Raw genomic sequence first — 20,756 nt, 5'->3', positions numbered from 1 at the left:
AATCAACAGGATCATTCCATAAAAATTCTTTAAAGTAAGATTCGGTGTAGAAAAAATATGAAAAGGGAGATCATAGCAGGAATTTTCATTTTATCTTTTGGATTGTTTTTCAGTACCAATACATACGCTGAAGTAGACCCACTTACAGAAATTCCATTTTTGCAAACTGGCGCGATAAACACGGATGAAAATCAATTTCAAATAAGCAATGATATTCAGATAAGAGAATTCTCTAATGGGAAGATCATTAGAATGTCTGGACATACAATTGAAGGATTTCCATATATCACATATTCAAAAATTATAGACGACGAGATTAAAACACACGGAATAATCTATGTTGGAGGAGAGTTTATGCCATTATCATTTGAGGAAAAAACTACACAAGAAAATATTACAGAAGAAGATACAATGGAAAAAGAAGACGATTTACAGATTTTAGTTCAATATACACAACGAGTTTATTCAAAGCAATACGCTTCAATTGAGATTAAAACATATGACCCACAACAAAACAAATTAAATGATTTTAATCTAAACTATGGACATCTGTCAAACATCAACATCAATGTAATGGTTTTAGATGAAAACAATGAAGAATTTCATTCTGCAAACGGAATTACAAATGACAGGGGACTCTTTGAAACAGAATTTTACATTCCTGAAAGATACCCACGGGAAAACCTAACAGTTACAATTACTGCAGAAGATAATGATTCAAGATCATCAAAATTATTGCAAATGTTCACTTTAGGAGAAACACCTAGTGATGGAAGTTCATCACCATAACACAAAGACTAAATGAGCTAAAAAAATTTTAAAACTAGTGATACATGGTCCATCTTTGGCAATAGGTGCAGGAATTTCTGCAGTTGTTTTAGTCATTGTTTTTTTGGGTTTTGATGGAATATCTAATGAATCAGAACTAGTAATGCAACCTACCCCTACAATTCAACCAGAAGGACCAGCAAGAGTGACTATGGAGACATTTTTGGCCAATGGTTCTCCAATATTGGGAGATTCCAACGCTCCAATCACACTAGTTGAATTTGGTGATTATCAATGTCATTTTTGTAATGTCTTTTTCCATTCAACCGAAGGAGACATTTTAGAGAATTATGTTGAAACTGGTAAAGTGAGAATGATCTTCAAAGATTACAACATAATTGGTCCTGATTCCATTAATGCATCTCATGGAGCACATTGTGCAAATGATCAGGGAATGTTTTGGGAATATCACGATATTTTGTATAACAACTGGACTGGAGAGAATAATGGATGGGCATCTTCAGAAAACTTACTACGATTTGCACAAGAAATTGGATTGGATGTAGATACATGGTCTGAATGTATGATTGATAGAATTCATTCAAAGACAATTGTTGCAAGCAATGAAGATGCAAGATCACTAGAATTAACTGGAACTCCAGCATTTTTTGTAATAGGGCCGGATGGAGAAGTTACAAGTTTGTTTGGTGCCAAACCATATTCAACATTTCAAATGACATTTGATTCAGAGTTAGAAAAACTCAGTTAGCGATCAGATCAGGCGTGACAAGTTGAAAATAATTGTCAAAATTCCCTTCCTAGTTATCTAGAATTTACCCGCTAACCTTATTAGTGAATTCCCGGAGGCAAGCTTATGGCAGCTGGAATTGATGACATTTCCATATACATCCCTAGATTATACATTGATGCAGCAGATTTTGCTGAAGCAAGAGGATTAGACCCCGTAAAATTACAAAAGGGCTTGGGAGTTTCTCAAATGGCAATAGTTGATGCCAATCAAGACCCAGCAATACTGGCTGCAAACGCTTGTTTGAAAATTATGCAAAAAAACAAGCTATCTCCAGAAGATATTGGTAGATTATACGTTTCAACAGAATCATCATTTGATGAATCAAAGGCAATGAATTCTTTTGTGATTGGCATGTTAGAGCAAGTCTATGGTCAAGGTGCATTTGAGCACTGTGGTGGCGTTGAGACCAAATTTGCATGTGTTAGTGGCTCTTATGCTCTTTATGACAATACAAATTGGATTAGAGCTGGAGAAGCAGAGGGAAAACATGCCCTGGTAGTGGTATCAGATATTGCAAAATATGATATGGGTTCTAGTGGAGAAATGACACAGGGTGCAGGAGCTGTAGTGATGCTTCTCAATGATAATCCAAGATTATTAGCATTTGATCCTAAAGTAACATCAACATCAATTAAAGATGAATATGACTTTTACAGACCATTTGGAAAAGAGACCCCAATCGTTCATGGTCAATATTCCAACATGTTATACATGATTCAAGTAAGAAAAGCACTAGAAGCATACAAGAAAAAAGTAATCTCAACTAAATTAATCAACATAGAGCAAGGGGAAACAATACTAGACCACATGGATTACATCAACATGCACTTGCCATACAGCAACATGGGAAAGAAGGCATTAGCATATTTGGTAAGACATGAATGGCGTCAACTTCCAAGATGGAAAAAAGTTCTACAAGAAATTGGAATGGATGAACCAATTCCAAAAGATCCTCGAGGAACTATAGAATCAGTATTGGGAGATGAAGAGTTTATGGCAAAAGATCACGAGTTTACAAAATTATTTACAAAGACTCCAGAATATCAAGAAGTCTATGAATCAAAACTTGCAAGTTCACTTATTGCATCTAGTATGATTGGTAACTTGTATACTGCATCACTTTACTTGGGATTCAGAAGTAGTTTAGAATTTGAATATCAAAAAGGAATTCAATTAGAAGGTAAAAGAATTGGGTTTGGTTCCTATGGAAGTGGCAGTAGTGCAATGGTGTTTAGTGGCGTTATTCAACCAGAGTTTGAAGAGATTGTAAAGAATATGAATTTGGAAGCTGAAATTGGTGAAAGACGAAGACTAACTTGGGAAGAATATGAAGAATTACATGAAAACAAGTTGTCTCCAGAAGAATCCATGCTCAAATCCAAAAAAGAATTCAGTCTAGTGGATGTAAAAACTGAAACTGAATCTAGAGGCGAAAGACGTTACATCTATAACGAATAATGGATGAAGAGGCAAATCCAATCAAGGATTATCTATTTGATTATATCAAAAACTCACAAACAATTCCGCAATTAATCTCTCAAAAAAAATTTGATGTTGTCATTGATGAAATTATTGAGAATTGTTATGACAAAATCATAGCTATGGATGAAAAAGATATGGCCGTAGGAATTTTGGCCACAGGAATTCTTCATTATTTACTAACTAATGCACTATTGAATAGTCAAAGAAAAATCGATTATCAAGGAATAGAGTTAGACATTGTAGTTCCGGACATCAAAACATTAGAGAAAGATCCTAAAATGACATTATTGATTTGTATTCCAAAATCTTCAGATAAGCAAGTTATTGAAGAAAAAATTACTCAGTTAGAGAAAATTCAACCAAACAAAGAAAACATTTGGGTGGTTTTATCAGAAGACATGTCATTAGATACAAAGAGTTTTGTGTTATCAAAAGAAAGATCCACATTTTCAAAGATTATTTTTGAGATTGCACAGTTTAGTAATGTTGGCGGTGCAAACAAGTTCAAAATTTTACGAATATAGAACAAAAAGAGAATAAATATCAAAAATACATACAAAAATCATGGCATCAGTAATCATAATTCCAATAATCATAGTTGCAGTAGTTGGATTGACAGGTTATTTGGTGTACAAATATGCCATGTATGATTTCATGTGTAAAAGATCAGTGAATCAAACATTACAGAAATACAACATCCAAAAAACACCATCTCAAATCATCAAAGAATACTATGAAGAGAAAGGAGAAAAGAAATCAGATAAAGAAATTCAAAACTTAGAAAAACACTACCGCCAAAAAGAACCAGATCAATTTTTAGCAATGTATGATGTGATTAGAGAGAAACAAAATAACTAAAATATTTAGAAATGATTAAGGTGTAACCGGGATTTGAATGAATGGTGTACCACCTTCACCTACTACTAGAGGCAATTTTCCATCCCAAGCTTGTGTCTTTAGCCATTCTAAATAATTTGGATTTTCAGCAAGGGCTTTGTTGATAATTGCAATTGCTTCGGCCTCACCTTTTGCTTCTGCAATGTTGGCATTGGCAATACCTATTGCATTGGCTTCTCGTTGTTTGGCTTCTACCTCTATTCTTAGCAAATCATTTTCTGCTTTGAGTGCCTTTTGCTCAGCCTCCACTTTGGACTCAATTGCTTGTGCAAACAATGGGGAGAATTCAAAATCAGTAATAGAAATTACTTCAGTCACTACTTCAAATTGATTTAATCTTTCTCTAATTGATGATTCGATGTCTTGTTTTACTAGAGGTCTTTTTGTGATTAATTCTTCTGCATTATAATTTGCAGTTACTTGTTTTACAGTCTCCTCAATTGCTGGTTGAATTACTCTATTTTCATAATCTAATCCGAGATTCTTGTATAGTCTATGTACTGCTTCTTTATCAGGATGATAGTTTACAGTAACAGTTGTTTCTACCGTTTGAAGATCTTTAGATGCACTTCTAGTATTTTTTTCATATTTTAGCGTACGAACTTCAATATCTACAACTTCATCTTGAAATGGAATTACAAAATGTAGACCTTCTTCAAGTGGAGGTTGTGTCAAATCAACTGCATTCCAGTGTAACAAAACGCCACGATGACCTGCATCTACAATCTTTACTGACGCAAATGCAACAACTCCAATTATGATTAAAATAATGATTCCAATTGCAACACCTTTGGCTGCATTCATGTTGACACTCATTGGTGGAGAACGGTATTTTGACATCTACTCCATTATGCATTTACCACTATTATACCATCTGTAATATTGCTGATTTAGGCACCACAAATACATGAAATGAACAAATTTATCTCAAGAATATCAAGTTAGATTATGGCAGACCCAAACTTTTCATGGATTTATTTGATAATTTTTCTAGCAATTCCATTAGCTCGAATTATTCCAAGAGTGATTGCAAAAAGAAGACAGAAAACTGAAGATTATTACAGGCAAGAAAGACCGTTCCAAGAATCACAAAACACGAGAGAAAGTCCAAAAGAAGAACCATTGACCCCACAAACTAAAGACATGCAAGTTTTGGGGATTATGCATCAAGGTGCAAACACATTTGATAAAATTCAAAGAAATTTGAAAATTGATTCAAAAGAACTTGATTCAATTCTGCAACAATTAGAAAAACGGGATCTTATCAAAGTAATACAAAAACAAGGAATGTTTGGACCAAAAATTGAGATTTATTCTACAGATAAAGGATTCAAAGAGTACTATTCATAATTACTTTAACAAAGATTTCAAATCAATGTTTTTCTTAAAGATTCTATTTAGTGATGCATTACTCATATCTTTGATAAATGGAATAGAACCCAAAACTTTGACTCCTGTTAAACTCTCCAAATCTCTTTTGAGATTTTTTATAGGATAACCATCATCATCAAAATCATTAATGATTATTCCTTTAATTGGAATTTTGTATTTCTGACACATCTGAATTGTCATTATGGTATGATTAACAGTGCCAACTTTACTTCTAGTAACAATTACAGATGGAATTTTCATTTCTTTTATCAAATTTGTAATGTAATAGTCTTTGAGAATAGGCGTCATTATTCCACCCATTCCTTCTACAAGAATCATTTCATGTAGTTTTGATAATTTTTTGAAACTAGATAGAATAGTAGAAACTTTGGGTTTTGTTTTTAGATTTTTCCAAGCAGTGTAAGGAGATGCAGGAATTGGGAAAAATTGAGGGTTTATCAAATTTTCAGGATCAGCTACCTGTGCAGCTTTGGCCAAAATTTCAACGTCTTCTGATTTGAAACCTTTTTTTTGAGCAGTGCCTGCAGCAAAAGGTTTCATCACACCAACATCTACATTCATTTTTCGTAATGCAACTGCCAATCCTGCAGTGATGTAGGTTTTACCGACATCAGTATCAGTTCCAGCAACAAAGATAGATTTCATCAGAGATATTTTCAGAATAATCCATTGATTAACTCATCGGTTGGACTATATTGTTAAAAATACCCATGAGAAATCATCCCATGAGCGAAAACTTTCAAGATTCTGACAAGTATGAGACAATAACAATAGAATCCAAAGTCAGAGAAGGTGTTTTTCACAAAGTCATTAAAGATTTGGAAAGTGGTAAAGCAGTATCTTGTTCATGCAAATGTTGGAGTAAAGGTGGAAAAGCTTGTGCTGCAATGAGAAGCATAGGTGTTGAGTAATTTTCAAGAATAATCGGATAATTATTAAGATCTGATACCAGAGTAAATCAGTTGAAAAGTTCTGTTTGGCACCCAAATACCCAAATGAAAGAATGGAATTCATTTGATAAAATTACCAAGGCCAAAGGAATGTGGCTTGTAGATTCTAAAGGTCATAAAATGATTGATGCAGTTGCCTCTATGTGGTGTAACGTTTGGGGACATTCTAATCCTCAATTGGTGAGGACAATCACAAATCAAAGCAAAAAACTACAGCATTCTTCTATGTTCAACATTACAAACGAGCCTGCAGAACAACTTGCAGATAGTCTTATCAAGATGTCACCAGGAATGCACAAGGTATTCTATTCAGATAATGGCTCATCGGCAATGGAAATTGCAATCAAAATTGCATTACAATACTGGAAAAATATTGGAGAGAAAAAGACAGAGATTGCAACTGTAGAAAACGGATATCATGGGGACACATTTGGTGCCATGGCAGTAGGATATGTTCCACAATTTTTTGGAAAATTCAAAAAACAACTATTTCAGACATTGCAATTTCCAGTTCCAAATAATTATCGATTACCAAAAGGATACACATTATCTGATTATCAAAATGAATGTTTAGAAAAAATAGAAAAAAAGTTTTCAAAAAATAACAACATTGCAGCATTTGTAATGGAAAGCGGAGCACAAGTTGCAGGAGGAGTGATTATTTATCCAAAAGGATTTCAAAGAAAGATTAGTCAGTTATGTAAAAAATACGATGTATTATTTGTCTTAGATGAAATTGCAACAGGATTTGGAAGATTAGGATCAATGACACAATACCAAGAACAAAAATCAATTCCAGACATTGTAGCATATGGAAAAATGTTAACTGGAGGGTATCTTACAATGGCAGCCACTCTTGCAAATAAAAAAGTCTATGATTCATTTTCAGGTGAATTCAATGATTGGAAACATCTTTTCCACGGACACACATACACTGGAAACCCACTTGCAGCATCAGTTGCTAATGAAAATATCGACATGTACAAGAAAAACAATCTCATCAAAAAAGTCCAAAAAACATCCAAAGTGTTTGAGAAATATTATGATGAAATTTCGGAAATAGACATTGTCGGAGACATCAGACACAAAGGAATGCTTATGGGAATAGAGCTAGTCACAGATAGAAAGAAAAAAACTCCAATTCATCCCAAAAAATCCATCAATAAAATATTCTATGAAATAGGAAAGAAAAATGGAATCTATCTTAGAACCCTAGGCAACATAGTCATGCTAGTGCCCCCACTGGCAATATCAGAAAAAGAACTAAACTCTCTCCTAACACGCACGATAAAGACAATTCAGGATGCAAAATCACAAGTAATCTAACTGTTAACCCCCTATAGGCTCAAAGGTTAACCTTTCCATTATTGTTATAAATGGAAAATATCTGTATTAGACCATGAGTACTCTAGAGTTCATCAAAGAGTGTCAAGAAAAAGTATTTTCAGGAAATCACATTACTGCTGAAGATGCTGAAAAATTACTAAACATTCCAGAGGAGAATCTGAAGGATTTGGCAAGATGTGCAAATGAGATAACTCGAGATTTTAATGGAGAAAAAGTAGACGTTGAACAACTAAACAACATAAAGAAAAATGCATGTAGTGAAGACTGTACATTTTGCGGACAGTCTGCATTCTTTGATACAGGTATAGAGACATACCAACTACCATCACCTGAAGAAGTAGTGTCAAAGGCTCAAAAAGCAAAAGAAGAAGGTGCAGAGTCATATTGTCTAGTTGCAGCATGGAGAGAACCATCAAGAACAGATTTTGAAAAAGTTTGCAAAATTATTACTGAAATTAATGATAAAGTTGGAATAAGTGTTGAATGTAGTCTAGGATTCCTTACACAAGAACAAGCAAAAAAACTCAAAGATCTCAAAGTAAAAAGATACAACCATAATTTAGAGACAGCAAAATCAAAATTTCCAGAAATATGTACAACTCACACATATGAAGACAGACTAGAAACACTAGGAATAGCAAGAGATGCAGGATTGGAGTTATGTACTGGTGGAATTATCGGATTAGGTGAAACAAGAGAACAGAGATTAGAATTAACATTAGAGTTAGCAAGATTGTACCCTGAAGAAGTAACAATCAACATTTTGGTACCAGTACCAGGAACTCCATTGGAATTACAAACAGATTTGCCAAATTCTGAAATTGTCAGAATGTTTTCAGTTATCCGATTTTTACTTCCAGAGTCAGTCATTAAAATCTCAGGAGGAAGAGAAACCAACCTAGAGGATTCAGGCGAGGAATTACTTCAAAGTGGAGCAAATGGAATCATTACCTCAGGATACCTTACTATGGGGGGCAATGAAGCTCAAAAAGACCATGCAATGATTGAAAAGATTGGTCTTAAATCACAATAAAAAAACTAGCTATAGTTGTAGTTGAGAAGAATGTTTGAAATTAATTACACACTGTAAAGTTTTCATCATTATTATCATACAAATCTCTAACAGCATCTATGTGACATTGTGAGATGTATGGAGTTTCAGTAAGAATCATGTTTGACATTAAATCATTTGAATCAATAGAATGTCCTAGACCTAGAGCATGTCCAAATTCATGTCTGATAATAGTTGTCAAATCTTCAGCAGACAGTTTTTCTACATCATAAATCATAATATGAGATTGTAGAATTTCACGATCATGTGTGAATATTCGTGCATACCCAGAATATCCGTCAGATTCTCTATAATTTGAAAATTGAATTACAATGTTATTTTTATCACTCAATGTTGAGACAATATTGAATTTTGTAGGAATTGTATTCTCCGTATCAATATTTTGTGCAGCAGTTAATGCACCTTCCCATCCCAAATAATAGGTAGATTTAGAATTTACCAAGTTATCATTAGCAGAATCATCTAATTCAATTGTGTCATGAGATGTTAATGCATAAACAACTGCATCAAGTTGTTTATCAGTTAACAAATGACTTCCTAAAAATACAACATCTAATTCTTCATGAGGCAAAATATTCCAAAATGCAGAAGTTATGATTCCATTTTTTTCAAGAGAAAGGAACTTGGATGTTAATGGAGCAACTGCATCAGTATCTTGAATAAAACCAGGTATTGATAACATCAAAAATCCTGCAAGGATACAAGAAAAAATCTTTGAATTTAGTGTGATTTTCATATTTTTGACCCAATTCCCATAGATGGGAATAAGGTATAAAGATGCCTATTTCCCAAAGTTGGGAACTACATTTAGGCACAAAATTTTACGCCTGTAAGAAATTTTCAGAAAAAATTGGAAAGATCGGCCCTATAGGCATATAAGATTTCAACAGTCAAAAATAGACCTTGAAGAAAAAATTAAGATTTGTTGATGAAGAATTACACGAAATTAAACAAAACAATCTGTATAGAAAATTAAGATTTGGAAAAATTCAAAATGAATTCATTACAATTAATGGTAAAAAATTATTAAATTTATGTTCAAATGATTATCTTGGATTACCAATAACTAAACTACAAACGGATCAACTTCAATCAAGTTCAAGATTGGTTTCAGGAAATGACGAATCATACATTAAACTAGAAAAAGAACTTGCAAAACATAAATCTCAACAAAACAGTTTGATTTATCCTACAGGATACATGGCAAACTTGGGTTCAATTTCTGCAATTGCAAAAAAAGGAGATTTAATTTTAAGTGATGAATTAAATCATGCAAGTATTATAGAGTCATGTAAATTAACTGATGCCAAAATTTCAATTTACAAACATAATGACATGCAAGATTTACATTCTAAATCAAAACAAAAAGCACAAAACAAGTTTATCATAACTGAAGGGATATTTAGTATGGATGGAGATTTATCATCACTAAAACAAATTACAGAGATTGCAGAGAAAACCAATGCCATAACAATTGTTGATGATGCGCATGGGGATTTTGTAATAGGAAAAGATGGGAAAGGAACACCCAATCATTTTAGCGTTGGGAAAAAAATTGATTTGTATATTAGCAGTCTAAGTAAAGGACTAGGATCATTTGGAGGATATATTGCTGCACAAAATAATGTAATTGATTTGTGTGTAAATAAATCAAAATCATTTATCTACACATCAGCACTGCCATCACTTTTGGTAAAACATTCTCTAAAACGATTCAAATCAAATAGAGAAAAACAGAGAAAGATACTAGAAAAAAATACAAAGTCATTATCAAAAGGCCTCAAAGAGATAGGATTTGAGATTAACTCAAAATCTCAGATAATTCCAATAATCATAGGAAATGAAAAATCAGCCATGGACTTTGGAAAATTTCTGTTTGATAATGGGGTATTTGCACAGCCAATAAGATACCCAACCGTGCCAAAAAATCAAGCAAGATTGAGAATTTCAGTTACAGCTTGGCTAAATGACAAAGATATTGAGAGAACCTTGGAGATTTTTGAAAAAGCATACGTAAAATTCTGCTAATTATCTCATAGCGTCAAAACCGCCAAACATTGGAGACCCAATTAAAACAGCAGCCACAACAACGATGCCCAAAACAATACCAACTATCACAAATCGTTTATTCATATCAAAATTAGGCAAAACCCAGTTAAAAACGGATTGTCTGAGTATTTGGTAAAAATCTGGAAGAATGCTTTAAAGTAAAAATTGTAAATTTGAATCATGGCTGAAATAACTCTGGCAATTGCAGCTCTTGCTGGACTTGGATCGTTTGTAGCTCCTTGTATTTTACCCATGATTCCAGCATTTCTTGCATATATTTCTGGAACTACACTTTCAGAATTAAATCAAAATGGAAATCAAACTACAAAAGTAATCAGTAGATCAAATATCATTTTCAATACAATTTTCTTTGTGTTAGGATTTACAACAGTATTTGCAATTTACAGTGTAATAATTAACAGTATTTTTTCAAATGTGGGTGAAGAATTTACATCCACATTCAACATGATAGGAGGAACAATAATTATTTCATTTGGAGTGTTTTTGATGCTTTCAATAAAAATCAGAAAATTGAACGTAGAGAGAAAAATTATTCCAAAAGGAATGAAAGTTAGTTATCCATTTTCATTTATTTTTGGATTAGCATTTGCAGCTGCATGGACTCCTTGTGTCGGTCCAGTATTAGGGACAATTTTGACTTTAGCAGCAGCAACTCCAGCTCATGCACTAAACATAATGTTGATGTATTCTCTAGGATTAGGAATTCCATTTATTCTGATGGGAGTGTTTCTTTCAAGAGGAACAAGACTCATTAAAAAAATGAATAAACATCTAAAATATTATAACATAATTTTAGGAGGATTCATTATTGTGTTAGGAGTTTTAGTTTTTACAAATCAATTAGCATATATTGCAAACTTTCCTCTTCTCAACGAACTGGTGTTACTAGGGTGATCAAATGAAATCAGAAATTAAAACCGCATTAATTTTAGGAATTGTGATTGCCGTGGGAATAGGAATTACAAGTATTGTTTTTTCTACAATTGAAAACAATATTCAAACAGCCAATAACTTTGATAGTGCAAATTCTGCTAGTAAAATAGACAAATCAGGCTTCAAAAAAGCACCTGATTTAGTAGGAATTGCCCACTATCTGAATACAACTCCTGAAGAATTAGCACAAGAGATTGAAGGCAAAGTAGTGCTATATGACATTTGGACATATAGTTGCATTAATTGTATCAGAACTTTACCATACATCACAGCTTGGGATGACAAATATTCTGATCAAGGATTGTTAATTGTTGGAGTACATTCTCCAGAATTTGAATTTGAAAAAGTCCCTGAAAATGTACAAATGTCAATTGAAAAACACGGAATCAACTATCCAGTTGTAATGGATAACGATATGGAAACTTGGAAAGCGTTTGAAAACAGATACTGGCCAAGAAAATACATTGCAGATCATGAAGGTTACATTAGATATGATCACATAGGAGAAGGAGGATATCAAGAAACTGAAAAAATTATTCAACAATTAATCAAAGAAAGATCTGATTCATTAGGAATTCAAATGGCATCTGCTTTATCATTAGTTGACATTGAAGAGTTTGAACATACATTGTTTAGAACACCAGAGTTATACTTTGGATATTACTTTGCACAAAACAGAAATCAATTAGGTAGTGAAGAAGGATTCCAGCCAGAAAAAACAGTTGTGTATGAAGAGTCAGATAAAATAGAATTACACAAATTCTACCCAATTGGAACATGGAAAAACCATGAAGACAGTATGGAATTGATTTCTGAGGAAGGAGAAATTAAATTGTTGTATAATGCAAAAGAGGTAAACATTGTGACTGCAAATAATGCAGAACTAGAGATTTATCTTGATGGAGAAGCATTACCAGTGCAATACTCTGGCAATGACATTATATCTGGAAATACTCTAAGTGTTTCTGAACCAGGACTATACAACATCATTACCAATGAAGAGAGTGCATCCCATGTATTGGAGTTAAAAGTCAAGGGTAAGGGATTCCAGATATTCACATTTACCTTTGGGTAGTGTAACTACAACTATCTGTCACTCCAGTTACACTAGCTAGGGTGACAAATCTCTTTAAAACAAAATTTTTGACCAATATCGAGAATCAGACATGCTAAGTAACTCTTGGAACAACACAGGGGGAGAAAGTATTTCCCAAAAAGTCATGGGAAAAGTAAAGCCTGATGAGCCACTAAAGAACAAAATCGACTTTGCACAAAAAAAATTACAATTTCAAATAACAAAATTAGAAGGAATTAATGAAAAATTACGAGTAAAACATGATCAAATTTTTGAAAAAATAGTCAGTGCTCATAAAAGTAACAAAAATGCCTATGCTCAAGCATACGCAAATGAATTAGCCCAAGTAAGAAAGATGAAAAACATGGTAAGTGGTGCCAAACTTTCAATGGAGCAAGTCAAACTTAGACTAGATACAGTATCAGAACTAGGAGATGTAGTAGTCACACTCAGTCCATGTATGTCAATAATCAAGGGATTAGCTCCATCACTTAATGGAATCATGCCAGAGGCAAATGCGTCAATGCAAGACTTGTCATCAGTACTTGGAGATGTAATGTCAGGCTCATCAGTAGACTTAGGAGATTCAATGAGCGTCGGTCCAGAAACCAACGCAGATACATTGGCAATCTTAGAAGAAGCACAAGGAGTTATTGCTGGTCAAACAAAAGCATCAATTCCAGACGTTCCAGATTCTCTCAAACAACAAATTGTTGAGAAGAAAACAGACATTTTCATCTAAACAGAAAATTTTTTGATTCTACATTATTAGAATAAAGATTCAGAAATAGACACAAGATTAAGTACACTTTATCATTTGTACCATTCATGTCTAAAACAAGTATGGTTGTTTTCATAACAGCAATCATGATTGTTGGTATAGTTGGAACAAATGTTATTCCAAATGCTGAAGCTCTAAAAGGAAAAGGCGTAGGAACATCACAATATGGTTCTAGTACCGACATTTGTGGATTGGTGTTATGTTCAGATTATCCAGGTGGAAAAGAAGCATATCAAACAAATTGGTTCAAAACATTTTTGAATCCTTCAGTTGTTTCAGAAAAAACTCATTCAGATGATCATGATGAACATGAGGTAAGTAAGATTGTACCTTCTGCAAATAATGCAGATGAAGAGTTTCCAGCACAGTTAGACGAAGTCATTCACATGTTCGAGAAGGGCAAGATTTCAGCTGATGAAGCTATTGATGGAATCAAAGAAGTACATGATGCATATGTTGATGCTAAAATCTCAAATGACATCATTGACGGTGTAGGAGAAAAACTTGCTCTACATGACAATGGTTCTTTGAATACTGCAGATGCAGTTGAGTCAGTTCACTTGACAGCTGAACCACAAAATGTCAATCCTGAGTATCAAGGTGCATTGGACGAAGTCATTCACATGTTCGAGAAGGGCAAGATTTCAGCTGATGAAGCTATTGATGGAATCAAAGAAGTACATGATGGTTTTGTTGGACTATACATCACATCTGATCTTATTGAAGGAGTAGATGTAATCATTGGTCACATCGATTCAGGTAAACTATCAGGAGCAGATGCAGTTGAGTCAGTTCACTTGACAGCTGAACCACAAAATGTCAATCCTGAGTATCAAGGTGCATTGGACGAAGTCATTCACATGTTCGAGAAGGGCAAGATTTCAGCTGATGAAGCTATTGATGGAATCAAAGAAGTACATGATGGTTTTGTTGGACTATACATCACATCTGATCTTATTGAAGGAGTAGATGTAATCATTGGTCACATCGATTCAGGTAAACTATCAGGAGCAGATGCAGTTGAGTCAGTTCACTTGACAGCGGAACCACAAAATGTCAATCCTGAGTTCATAGGAGCACTTGATGAATATCTTCACAAATTTGAATTGAATGAACTATCTGCTGAAGACACTATAGCAGGAGTGATTGCAGTTCACAGTGGTTTGACATCACTTTACATTTCATCAGAACTTGTAGAAGATGTTGGAAATCAAATCAATGTCTACAATTCAGGCAATGATTCAGCAGAACATGTTTTACACGAAATTCATGAAGTGATTGAAGATGCAGAACTTGCTGCAGTAGCTGCAATGTCTGACAGTGGTATTCCAGTAATGAAAGAATTACCACCAAATCATGTTGACATACCAAAAGGTTCTGGAGTACCAGGATGTGAGGTAGATGATTGGTGTTACATGTCAGCTAATCTACATGTTCATCTAGGAGACACTGTAACATGGGTTAATTCCGACACATTACCACACACAGTAACTTCAGTTAGTTCCACAGGGGCAGAAACACCAACACCTAATGATGAAGACGGATTATTTGATAGTGGTTTCATGTCTGGTGGCGATGAATGGTCTTACACATTTAATGCCAAAGGAGAATACTACTACTATTGTCAATTGCATCCATGGATGCAAGGCGAAATAAACGTCGAGTAGGAATCATTTCCACTTTTTCTTTTCTTTTTGTACAAACAATTCTTTCGTAAAGCTAAATAGCAATCATAATTTCAAAAATTCATGCCAGCCAAAGGACCTGTAAGTATGACATGGCAAACAATTTTCTGTTTTATTCCAATAGCAGACATTGTTGCATCATACAGAGTCAAAAGATTTCGATGGTATATGGCAATAATGCTTGCATGGGCAGGAATTTCAACAGTAATTCAAATGGTAGTATATCCGTTTGAAGAAGATTCTATCTATTCAGCAAAAGTCTTCTCGGAAGAAACCGGGTTTAATTGGGGATATGCACTTTTGGGAGAAAACACGGAGTTGGGAATTTCATTGATAATAGTACATAGTGCAATCACATACGCAATTGCAGTTTATATGATTAGAAGATGGTCAAAGAGATGGAATCTTCAATTCAATGGTCAATAGTGACAAAAATGGGAATATTTGATCAGTTAAGAAATATGAAAACACGGACGTATTTTCTAATTTTTACACCTCCAGTAATTATTGGATTTGTGTTGTTGTTTACTTATTGTCTTAATGTGTATGGAGAGATTTGTTTTAGAACACCAATGATTTGAATCACTTTGATTTCTTTTTACTTTTTTGAACTAGAATTTTCTTTATTCTAGAAATTGTAGGATAACTGTATCCTCTTCTTCTATAGTTTGCAATCATCATCTTCCAGTTTTTTAATCTCCATTGAGCTTGTTCAGTGGTAACAGAATGAACTTCTTTTTGGATAATGCTCTTTCTTCCGACCTTTAGAGTTCCGGCATCTTTGGCAGACCATCTATTTTTAGCAAATTTGAGTCCAGTAAGAATTTCATCAACAGGCATTTCTTTGAAATAATCTTTGAGTTTTTTTAGTTCAGCATCTGTTGGTTTTTTAGAAATAGGTAATTCAACAGTCGGTTTTGCCATAAAAGATCGTATTTGTTATGTCTTAAGAAAATCATGATAAATCAGAATTAACTAAAGATGGAAATTATTCAGCAAGGAAGAGGGACAAGAGCGTTTTTGCACAATGTCATATACATTCCTGACCCAAGAATTATTGCAGCAAATGCAGCTAGAGGTATTAAAATAAACAGATTAGTTTTCGTGCCCATGATCAAAATACAATTAATCACTATAAAATTGTCACAGTTTTAATCAACAGTAATTGTAAAGGTGCCTTTAGTTTTAGGATCTTGTAACATAGAAACCATTTCTCGGGGTAACAAATCAGATGCTTTGTCACATTTAACAGCCAAAGTTCTAGGACAAACAAAGTCGCTTTTTCGAATCACGATATCTTCATCATGTGTAAGAATAAGATCAGGATGACCCTTTCCTTCAATGGTGAAATTATGTTCTCCCACATCAATAGAAAATGTAATTTTTGAATCAGGGTTTTTTAATTTCTCTTTAAGATCTTGTGGTAAATCCGCGCATGCGTGATTTGCATTTACACCAACAATACAATCACCCTGAGGTGTCAAATGAGACTCTTTTGTAATCTCTATGGTTTTTTGGTGATTTGATCTAATATTTTCATGTCCTGAAAATTCAATTTTGAATTTCACGGTAAAACAGATAGGCTAGACTTAAATTAAACTTTCAAAGCATTGGAATCAAATGCTTCCTGCACAACAAGGTTACGATAGAGCAATTACAGTGTTCTCACCAGACGGCAGATTATACCAAGTCGAATATGCAATTGAGACTGTAAGAAGAGGAACAATTGCAGTAGGTGTAAAGTGTAAAGATGGTATCGTAATTGCAGTTGAAGAAAAACCAAGAAAATTACAAATTTCTAAAACAGCACAAAAGATTTTCCAAATTGATGATCATGTTGGAGTTGCTGCAGCAGGATACATTCCAGATGCAAGAAGTCAAGTTGACAATGCACGATTCTTTTCTCAAAGTAACAAAATGATTTACGATGAACCAGTAGAAGTTGAAACAATTGCTAAACACTTAGCTGATCAATCTCAACAATATACCCAATATGCAGGTGTAAGACCATTTGGTGTTGCACTAATTCTTGGAGGAGTTGTTGGAGGTAAGCCACAATTGTATTTGACTGACCCAAGTGGAACATACATCTCATATGATGCAATTGCAATTGGTTCAGGTTCTGATGAAGTAACTGACTTTTTAGAAAAAACATACAAGAATGATCTTTCATTAGATGATGCATCTGCATTAGCAGCTGCAGGAATTTATCTATCAAGTGAAGACAAAGATGGAACTGGTCATATCAGAATGGCACATATCAAAACAGATAGCGGGTTGTATGAAATAGTTTCAGAAGAGCAGGTTGCAAATTATGCAAATGCTGCAAAACAAAACTATCCACACGACAAGAACTAATTATTTTATCTGTTTGTGAGACTCGATTATATTGAAATTATCTGTTGCAATTCCAGAATCTTCACTATCAGATGAATCATTAAAGATAGACAAGACTAGAAAAATTTCAGTTCTAGCAAGAGCATGTGCAATTTTCAAAATTGAGACAATCTATGTCTACCAAGAAGGAAACAACAAACAAGATGGAAATCTCATGGTAATGATTCTGAAATATTTAGAAACTCCACAATTTTTGAGACGAAGATTATTTTCAAAAGTAAATGATTTGAAGTTTGCAGGAGTTTTACAACCACTGAGAATACCAAGTCACGCTACACCAGCAAATCCAAAGAAGATAAACAAAGGAGATGTAAGAGAGGGAATAGTAGTAAGTGTCAAAGGAAAACGATTTGTTGATGTTGGAATCAACCAATTGATTCCATTTTTTGGCAAAACACTAATGGGAAAAAGAGTGACAGTACAATTCAAGGAAGGACATCCAAACTTTTCAATTAAAGAAATCAACAGAAATGAAGCACCCGATTATTGGGGATATACCGTCAAAGAACGTTCAAACCTGTTTTCATTGTTATCAGAATGGAAAGGGAACATAATTCTTACATCAAGAAAGGGTAAAACTGCAACAAAAGAACAAATTGCAAAATATACAAAGTCAGATCAGCCAACACTTGTAGTATTTGGTTCTCCTGAGAAAGGAATTCATGAAATTCTAGGTGGAAAGATGAAAAATGTACAAAATGCAAAGTCACTAAACTTTTTTCCAAACCAAGCTACACAAACAGTACGACTAGAAGAAGCATTACTTGGAACATTATCAATAATTAATGCACAAAGTGTATCATAATCATGGCAGAAAGAAAAAATTTTTTGTTATTAGCAATTGGAGTGGGAGCTGCAGGTATTGTTATCGGTACAATTACAATTTGGAATATGTTAAATGAAGTTCTAAATCCTTGATTTTTAGGCACAGTTGGTTAACTAGTATTTTTTTAGTGGTTAACCAGGTCTCACATGGTTTAATAGAGGGCAATCGATGATGCGATTTAGTCATGGGTGCTAGAAAAAGACATTCACCACGTAGAGGAAGCCTTGCGTATTCACCTAGAGTACGTGCTAAAAGCATGGAGGCAAGAATCAGAGCATGGCCAAAGTTAGATTCAGAAGAGCCAAAAATATTAGCTCATTGTGGTTTCAAAGCAGGATGCGTTCAGATTGTCAGTATTGATGATCGTGAAAAAGTGCCCAATGCAGGAAAACAACTAGTAAGTCTTGGAACAGTTCTAGTTACACCACCAGTATTGATTTTAGGAATTAGAGGTTATTCAAAAGATCATGACGGATTACATGCAGAGTTTGATGTTTATGCAGAAGATATTCCAAAAAGCATCGCCAAAGAAATTTCATTAAAGAACAAACAAGAAAATGCATTAGATAATGCAGAAAAAAGTTTGAAAAAGATTAAAGAGATTTTTGCAATTGTTGCAATATCTCCAAGTGCTGCAGGACTTGAGCAAAAGAAACCATACATCTTTGAAGCTTCAGTAAGCGGAGGAGACATTCCAAAACAATTTGCACATGTCAAAGAATTACTTGGAAAAGAAATTAAGATTGATCAGATTTTCGAAACCGGCGCAAGTGTTGACGTTGCAGCAATAACAAAAGGTAAGGGATGGCAAGGTGTTTTGAAAAGATGGAACGTAAAAAAGAAACAACACAAATCAAGAAAGACAGTTAGAGAAGTTGGTTCACTAGGTCCAATCTCACCACAAAGTGTCATGTATACAGTTCCAAGAGCAGGACAGTTCGGATTCCATCAAAGAGTAGAATATGACAAAAGAATTATGATTATGGGTAACACTGATGATGATAAATTAAAAATCAATCCAGATGGAGGGTTCAAACATTTTGGTTTAGTTAAAGGAGACTTTATTGTTCTAAAAGGTTCAGTTCCTGGAGCATATAGAAGACTAATCAAACTAAGAAGTCAAATCAGAAATGTTCCAGACAAAGTCAACAAACCAAATATCTTGGAGGTAGTAGTATGACCAAGACAGCAGTATATACAACAACTGGAACAAAAGATGGCGAAGTAGAGTTACCAGCAGTATTTTCTACACCATTTAGAAGAGAATTAATTCACAAAGCTTTCACTAATCTTACATCACACAAATTCCAACCACAAGGAAGACACCCAACTGCAGGACAAGATGTAGTTGCAGACTCTAACGATCCACCAACAGGTCAAGGTGTATCTCGTGTTGCTAGAGCACAAGGTGGAGGTGGTGGAAGACAAGGACAAGGTGCAGAAGTTGCATCAACTAGAGGAGGAAGACAAGCACACCCACCTATTGTTGAGAAAGTAATCTACAAAAAATTAAACAAAAAAGAAAAGAAACTAGCATTATGTTCTGCAATTGCTGCAACTGCATCAAAAGATAGAGTTGAATCAAGAGGACATAAAGTAGAAGGAATAGAATCATTCCCAATTGTAGTTTCAGATGATATTGAATCAGTATCTAAAACAAGCGAAGTATCCAAAATACTTGATTCATTAAAACTAACACAAGATGTACAAAGATTAGAAACAAGAAAAGCACGTTCTGGACAATCAAGACTTAGAGGAAGAAGTAAGAAAGTTGGAAAAAGTGTATTGTTTGTAACAAAAGATGCATCAAATATTTCAAAAGCAATTGGTGCACTACCAGGTGTAGAGGCAACAAGTGTCAAAGATTTGAGCGTATTAGACTTAGCTCCGGGTTCAGACCCAATTAGATTAACCGTTTATTCCAAATCTGCAATTGAAGAGATTGGAAAAATAAAATCAACACATCTAGAGGTAATGGCGAAAGTACAATGAATGTAGATCAAGCAAGTAAAATCATACTCAAACCATACATTACTGAAAAGACATTTGCAATGGTAGAAAATGAAAGTAAGATTTGTTTCATAGTAGAGAGATCAGCAAGCAAACCAGAAATTTCTGAAGCAGTTAACACATTATACAATGAAAAAGTCCTGAACGTCAACACAGCAAGAACCATTTACGGTAAGAAAGCATTTGTCCAGTTCGAAAATACAGAAAAAGCAAGAGACCTCGCAACAAAGATAGGAATGCTATAATAGGGAGCTAGAAGG

25 protein-coding genes are annotated in these 20,756 nt (G+C 34.1%); 20 read left to right on the top strand and 5 right to left on the bottom strand.

The genetic code is table 11. From position 1 onward, the window contains the following. Nucleotides 1-57 precede the first annotated feature (57 nt). The 5 genes from NMAR_RS04435 to NMAR_RS04415 all read left to right on the top strand — a co-directional run bounded on the left by NMAR_RS04435 (nt 58) and on the right by NMAR_RS04415 (nt 3,919). Nucleotides 58-789, top strand: coding sequence for a hypothetical protein (locus NMAR_RS04435; RefSeq protein WP_012215213.1), 732 nt, complete (start codon nt 58-60; stop codon nt 787-789). A gap of 37 nt (nt 790-826) precedes the next feature. Further along, nucleotides 827-1,537: a DsbA family protein gene (locus NMAR_RS04430; protein WP_012215212.1), complete on the top strand. Its 711-nt coding sequence runs from the start codon at nt 827-829 to the stop codon at nt 1,535-1,537. A gap of 105 nt (nt 1,538-1,642) precedes the next feature. Next, on the top strand, nt 1,643-3,037 hold the full coding sequence (locus NMAR_RS04425; protein ID WP_012215211.1) for a hydroxymethylglutaryl-CoA synthase family protein: 1,395 nt from the start codon (nt 1,643-1,645) through the stop codon (nt 3,035-3,037). Then, nucleotides 3,037-3,585 carry a hypothetical protein gene (locus NMAR_RS04420; RefSeq protein ID WP_012215210.1) on the top strand — a complete coding sequence of 183 codons (549 nt, stop codon included), beginning with the start codon at nt 3,037-3,039 and terminating at the stop codon, nt 3,583-3,585. Before NMAR_RS04425 ends, NMAR_RS04420 begins: the two co-directional genes overlap by 1 nt. Nucleotides 3,586-3,625: 40 nt before the next feature. After that, nucleotides 3,626-3,919, top strand: a complete 294-nt coding sequence (locus NMAR_RS04415) for a hypothetical protein (RefSeq protein WP_012215209.1) — start codon at nt 3,626-3,628, stop codon at nt 3,917-3,919. Between the two features lie 15 nt (nt 3,920-3,934). On the opposite strand, the gene NMAR_RS04410 is transcribed toward NMAR_RS04415, so the two are convergent. Further along, nucleotides 3,935-4,798: a prohibitin family protein gene (locus tag NMAR_RS04410; RefSeq protein ID WP_012215208.1), complete on the bottom strand. Its 864-nt coding sequence runs from the start codon at nt 4,796-4,798 to the stop codon at nt 3,935-3,937. Between the two features lie 108 nt (nt 4,799-4,906). On the opposite strand from NMAR_RS04410, the gene NMAR_RS04405 reads away from it, so the two are divergent. Next, nucleotides 4,907-5,308, top strand: a complete 402-nt coding sequence (locus tag NMAR_RS04405) for a hypothetical protein (RefSeq protein WP_148680097.1) — start codon at nt 4,907-4,909, stop codon at nt 5,306-5,308. Here the strand turns inward: NMAR_RS04405 and bioD are convergent, their stop codons facing one another. Then, a complete protein-coding gene (gene bioD, locus NMAR_RS04400) occupies nt 5,309-5,995 on the bottom strand; it encodes a dethiobiotin synthase (protein WP_012215206.1) in 687 nt (228 codons plus the stop codon). Between the two features lie 80 nt (nt 5,996-6,075). On the opposite strand from bioD, the gene NMAR_RS04395 reads away from it, so the two are divergent. The 3 genes from NMAR_RS04395 to bioB all read left to right on the top strand — a co-directional run bounded on the left by NMAR_RS04395 (nt 6,076) and on the right by bioB (nt 8,680). Beyond that, entirely contained in the window at nt 6,076-6,261 is a 186-nt protein-coding gene (locus NMAR_RS04395) for a hypothetical protein (RefSeq protein ID WP_187146567.1), read from the top strand. 51 nt (nt 6,262-6,312) lie between these two features. Continuing rightward, nucleotides 6,313-7,626, top strand: coding sequence for an adenosylmethionine--8-amino-7-oxononanoate transaminase (gene bioA / locus NMAR_RS04390; RefSeq protein WP_148680095.1), 1,314 nt, complete (start codon nt 6,313-6,315; stop codon nt 7,624-7,626). Nucleotides 7,627-7,699: 73 nt separating this feature from the next. Continuing rightward, nucleotides 7,700-8,680, top strand: a complete 981-nt coding sequence (bioB, locus tag NMAR_RS04385) for a biotin synthase BioB (protein ID WP_012215204.1) — start codon at nt 7,700-7,702, stop codon at nt 8,678-8,680. A 40-nt stretch (nt 8,681-8,720) separates the two neighbouring features. Here the strand turns inward: bioB and NMAR_RS04380 are convergent, their stop codons facing one another. Then, nucleotides 8,721-9,401, bottom strand: coding sequence for a matrixin family metalloprotease (locus NMAR_RS04380; protein WP_238523215.1), 681 nt, complete (start codon nt 9,399-9,401; stop codon nt 8,721-8,723). A gap of 221 nt (nt 9,402-9,622) precedes the next feature. On the opposite strand from NMAR_RS04380, the gene NMAR_RS04375 reads away from it, so the two are divergent. The 6 genes from NMAR_RS04375 (at nt 9,623) to NMAR_RS04350 (ending at nt 15,689) form a co-directional block, all read left to right on the top strand. Beyond that, nucleotides 9,623-10,747, top strand: coding sequence for an aminotransferase class I/II-fold pyridoxal phosphate-dependent enzyme (locus NMAR_RS04375; RefSeq protein ID WP_012215202.1), 1,125 nt, complete (start codon nt 9,623-9,625; stop codon nt 10,745-10,747). 201 nt (nt 10,748-10,948) lie between these two features. Beyond that, nucleotides 10,949-11,683, top strand: coding sequence for a cytochrome c biogenesis CcdA family protein (locus NMAR_RS04370; protein ID WP_012215201.1), 735 nt, complete (start codon nt 10,949-10,951; stop codon nt 11,681-11,683). A gap of 4 nt (nt 11,684-11,687) precedes the next feature. Beyond that, on the top strand, nt 11,688-12,797 hold the full coding sequence (locus NMAR_RS04365) for a redoxin family protein (protein ID WP_012215200.1): 1,110 nt from the start codon (nt 11,688-11,690) through the stop codon (nt 12,795-12,797). A gap of 91 nt (nt 12,798-12,888) precedes the next feature. Next, a complete protein-coding gene (locus NMAR_RS04360; protein ID WP_012215199.1) occupies nt 12,889-13,539 on the top strand; it encodes a Snf7 family protein in 651 nt (216 codons plus the stop codon). An 86-nt stretch (nt 13,540-13,625) separates the two neighbouring features. Continuing rightward, complete coding sequence (locus tag NMAR_RS04355) at nt 13,626-15,245, top strand: cupredoxin domain-containing protein (protein ID WP_012215198.1); 1,620 nt, start codon at nt 13,626-13,628, stop codon at nt 15,243-15,245. An 81-nt stretch (nt 15,246-15,326) separates the two neighbouring features. After that, the gene (locus tag NMAR_RS04350; protein ID WP_148680094.1) at nt 15,327-15,689 is read left to right on the top strand and encodes a hypothetical protein; all 363 of its coding nucleotides are present in this window, start codon (nt 15,327-15,329) and stop codon (nt 15,687-15,689) included. A 156-nt stretch (nt 15,690-15,845) separates the two neighbouring features. Here NMAR_RS04350 and NMAR_RS04345 read toward each other — a convergent pair whose 3' ends face one another. After that, the gene (locus NMAR_RS04345; protein ID WP_012215196.1) at nt 15,846-16,187 is read right to left on the bottom strand and encodes a hypothetical protein; all 342 of its coding nucleotides are present in this window, start codon (nt 16,185-16,187) and stop codon (nt 15,846-15,848) included. 227 nt (nt 16,188-16,414) lie between these two features. After that, complete coding sequence (locus NMAR_RS04340) at nt 16,415-16,831, bottom strand: DUF371 domain-containing protein (RefSeq protein ID WP_012215195.1); 417 nt, start codon at nt 16,829-16,831, stop codon at nt 16,415-16,417. Between the two features lie 52 nt (nt 16,832-16,883). Between NMAR_RS04340 and NMAR_RS04335 the strand changes: the two genes are divergently transcribed. The 5 genes from NMAR_RS04335 (at nt 16,884) to NMAR_RS04315 (ending at nt 20,741) form a co-directional block, all read left to right on the top strand. Beyond that, nucleotides 16,884-17,621, top strand: coding sequence for an archaeal proteasome endopeptidase complex subunit alpha (locus NMAR_RS04335; protein ID WP_012215194.1), 738 nt, complete (start codon nt 16,884-16,886; stop codon nt 17,619-17,621). A 31-nt stretch (nt 17,622-17,652) separates the two neighbouring features. Then, nucleotides 17,653-18,465 carry a putative RNA uridine N3 methyltransferase gene (locus NMAR_RS04330; protein ID WP_012215193.1) on the top strand — a complete coding sequence of 271 codons (813 nt, stop codon included), beginning with the start codon at nt 17,653-17,655 and terminating at the stop codon, nt 18,463-18,465. A 205-nt stretch (nt 18,466-18,670) separates the two neighbouring features. Then, nucleotides 18,671-19,666: a 50S ribosomal protein L3 gene (locus NMAR_RS04325; RefSeq protein WP_012215192.1), complete on the top strand. Its 996-nt coding sequence runs from the start codon at nt 18,671-18,673 to the stop codon at nt 19,664-19,666. Beyond that, nucleotides 19,663-20,478 (top strand): 50S ribosomal protein L4, encoded by an 816-nt coding sequence (gene rpl4p, locus NMAR_RS04320; RefSeq protein ID WP_012215191.1) that lies wholly within the window; start codon nt 19,663-19,665, stop codon nt 20,476-20,478. The genes NMAR_RS04325 and rpl4p overlap by 4 nt, the downstream gene beginning before the upstream one ends. Next, complete coding sequence (locus NMAR_RS04315; RefSeq protein WP_012215190.1) at nt 20,475-20,741, top strand: 50S ribosomal protein L23; 267 nt, start codon at nt 20,475-20,477, stop codon at nt 20,739-20,741. The genes rpl4p and NMAR_RS04315 overlap by 4 nt, the downstream gene beginning before the upstream one ends. The last annotated feature ends 15 nt before the right edge of the window (nt 20,742-20,756 follow it).

The organism is Nitrosopumilus maritimus SCM1 (assembly GCF_000018465.1).
Lineage (GTDB): Archaea > Thermoproteota > Nitrososphaeria > Nitrososphaerales > Nitrosopumilaceae > Nitrosopumilus > Nitrosopumilus maritimus.
Note: the sequence above shows the minus strand (reverse complement) of the source record. Positions and strands in the feature narration are given on the sequence as shown.

Excerpts from the sequence above, each read along its gene's own strand:
- NMAR_RS04435 (WP_012215213.1), top strand. The coding sequence starts at position 58 with ATGAAAAGGGAGATCATAGCAGGAATTTTCATTTTATCTTTTGGATTG.
- NMAR_RS04425 (WP_012215211.1), top strand. The coding sequence starts at position 1,643 with ATGGCAGCTGGAATTGATGACATTTCCATATACATCCCTAGATTATAC.
- NMAR_RS04420 (WP_012215210.1), top strand. The coding sequence starts at position 3,037 with ATGGATGAAGAGGCAAATCCAATCAAGGATTATCTATTTGATTATATC.
- NMAR_RS04415 (WP_012215209.1), top strand. The coding sequence starts at position 3,626 with ATGGCATCAGTAATCATAATTCCAATAATCATAGTTGCAGTAGTTGGA.
- NMAR_RS04410 (WP_012215208.1), bottom strand. The coding sequence starts at position 4,798 with ATGTCAAAATACCGTTCTCCACCAATGAGTGTCAACATGAATGCAGCC.
- NMAR_RS04405 (WP_148680097.1), top strand. The coding sequence starts at position 4,907 with ATGGCAGACCCAAACTTTTCATGGATTTATTTGATAATTTTTCTAGCA.
- bioD (WP_012215206.1), bottom strand. The coding sequence starts at position 5,995 with ATGAAATCTATCTTTGTTGCTGGAACTGATACTGATGTCGGTAAAACC.
- NMAR_RS04395 (WP_187146567.1), top strand. The coding sequence starts at position 6,076 with ATGAGCGAAAACTTTCAAGATTCTGACAAGTATGAGACAATAACAATA.
- bioB (WP_012215204.1), top strand. The coding sequence starts at position 7,700 with ATGAGTACTCTAGAGTTCATCAAAGAGTGTCAAGAAAAAGTATTTTCA.
- NMAR_RS04380 (WP_238523215.1), bottom strand. The coding sequence starts at position 9,401 with ATGTTATCAATACCTGGTTTTATTCAAGATACTGATGCAGTTGCTCCA.
- NMAR_RS04370 (WP_012215201.1), top strand. The coding sequence starts at position 10,949 with ATGGCTGAAATAACTCTGGCAATTGCAGCTCTTGCTGGACTTGGATCG.
- NMAR_RS04365 (WP_012215200.1), top strand. The coding sequence starts at position 11,688 with ATGAAATCAGAAATTAAAACCGCATTAATTTTAGGAATTGTGATTGCC.
- NMAR_RS04360 (WP_012215199.1), top strand. The coding sequence starts at position 12,889 with ATGCTAAGTAACTCTTGGAACAACACAGGGGGAGAAAGTATTTCCCAA.
- NMAR_RS04355 (WP_012215198.1), top strand. The coding sequence starts at position 13,626 with ATGTCTAAAACAAGTATGGTTGTTTTCATAACAGCAATCATGATTGTT.
- NMAR_RS04350 (WP_148680094.1), top strand. The coding sequence starts at position 15,327 with ATGCCAGCCAAAGGACCTGTAAGTATGACATGGCAAACAATTTTCTGT.
- NMAR_RS04345 (WP_012215196.1), bottom strand. The coding sequence starts at position 16,187 with ATGGCAAAACCGACTGTTGAATTACCTATTTCTAAAAAACCAACAGAT.
- NMAR_RS04335 (WP_012215194.1), top strand. The coding sequence starts at position 16,884 with ATGCTTCCTGCACAACAAGGTTACGATAGAGCAATTACAGTGTTCTCA.
- NMAR_RS04325 (WP_012215192.1), top strand. The coding sequence starts at position 18,671 with ATGGGTGCTAGAAAAAGACATTCACCACGTAGAGGAAGCCTTGCGTAT.
- rpl4p (WP_012215191.1), top strand. The coding sequence starts at position 19,663 with ATGACCAAGACAGCAGTATATACAACAACTGGAACAAAAGATGGCGAA.
- NMAR_RS04315 (WP_012215190.1), top strand. The coding sequence starts at position 20,475 with ATGAATGTAGATCAAGCAAGTAAAATCATACTCAAACCATACATTACT.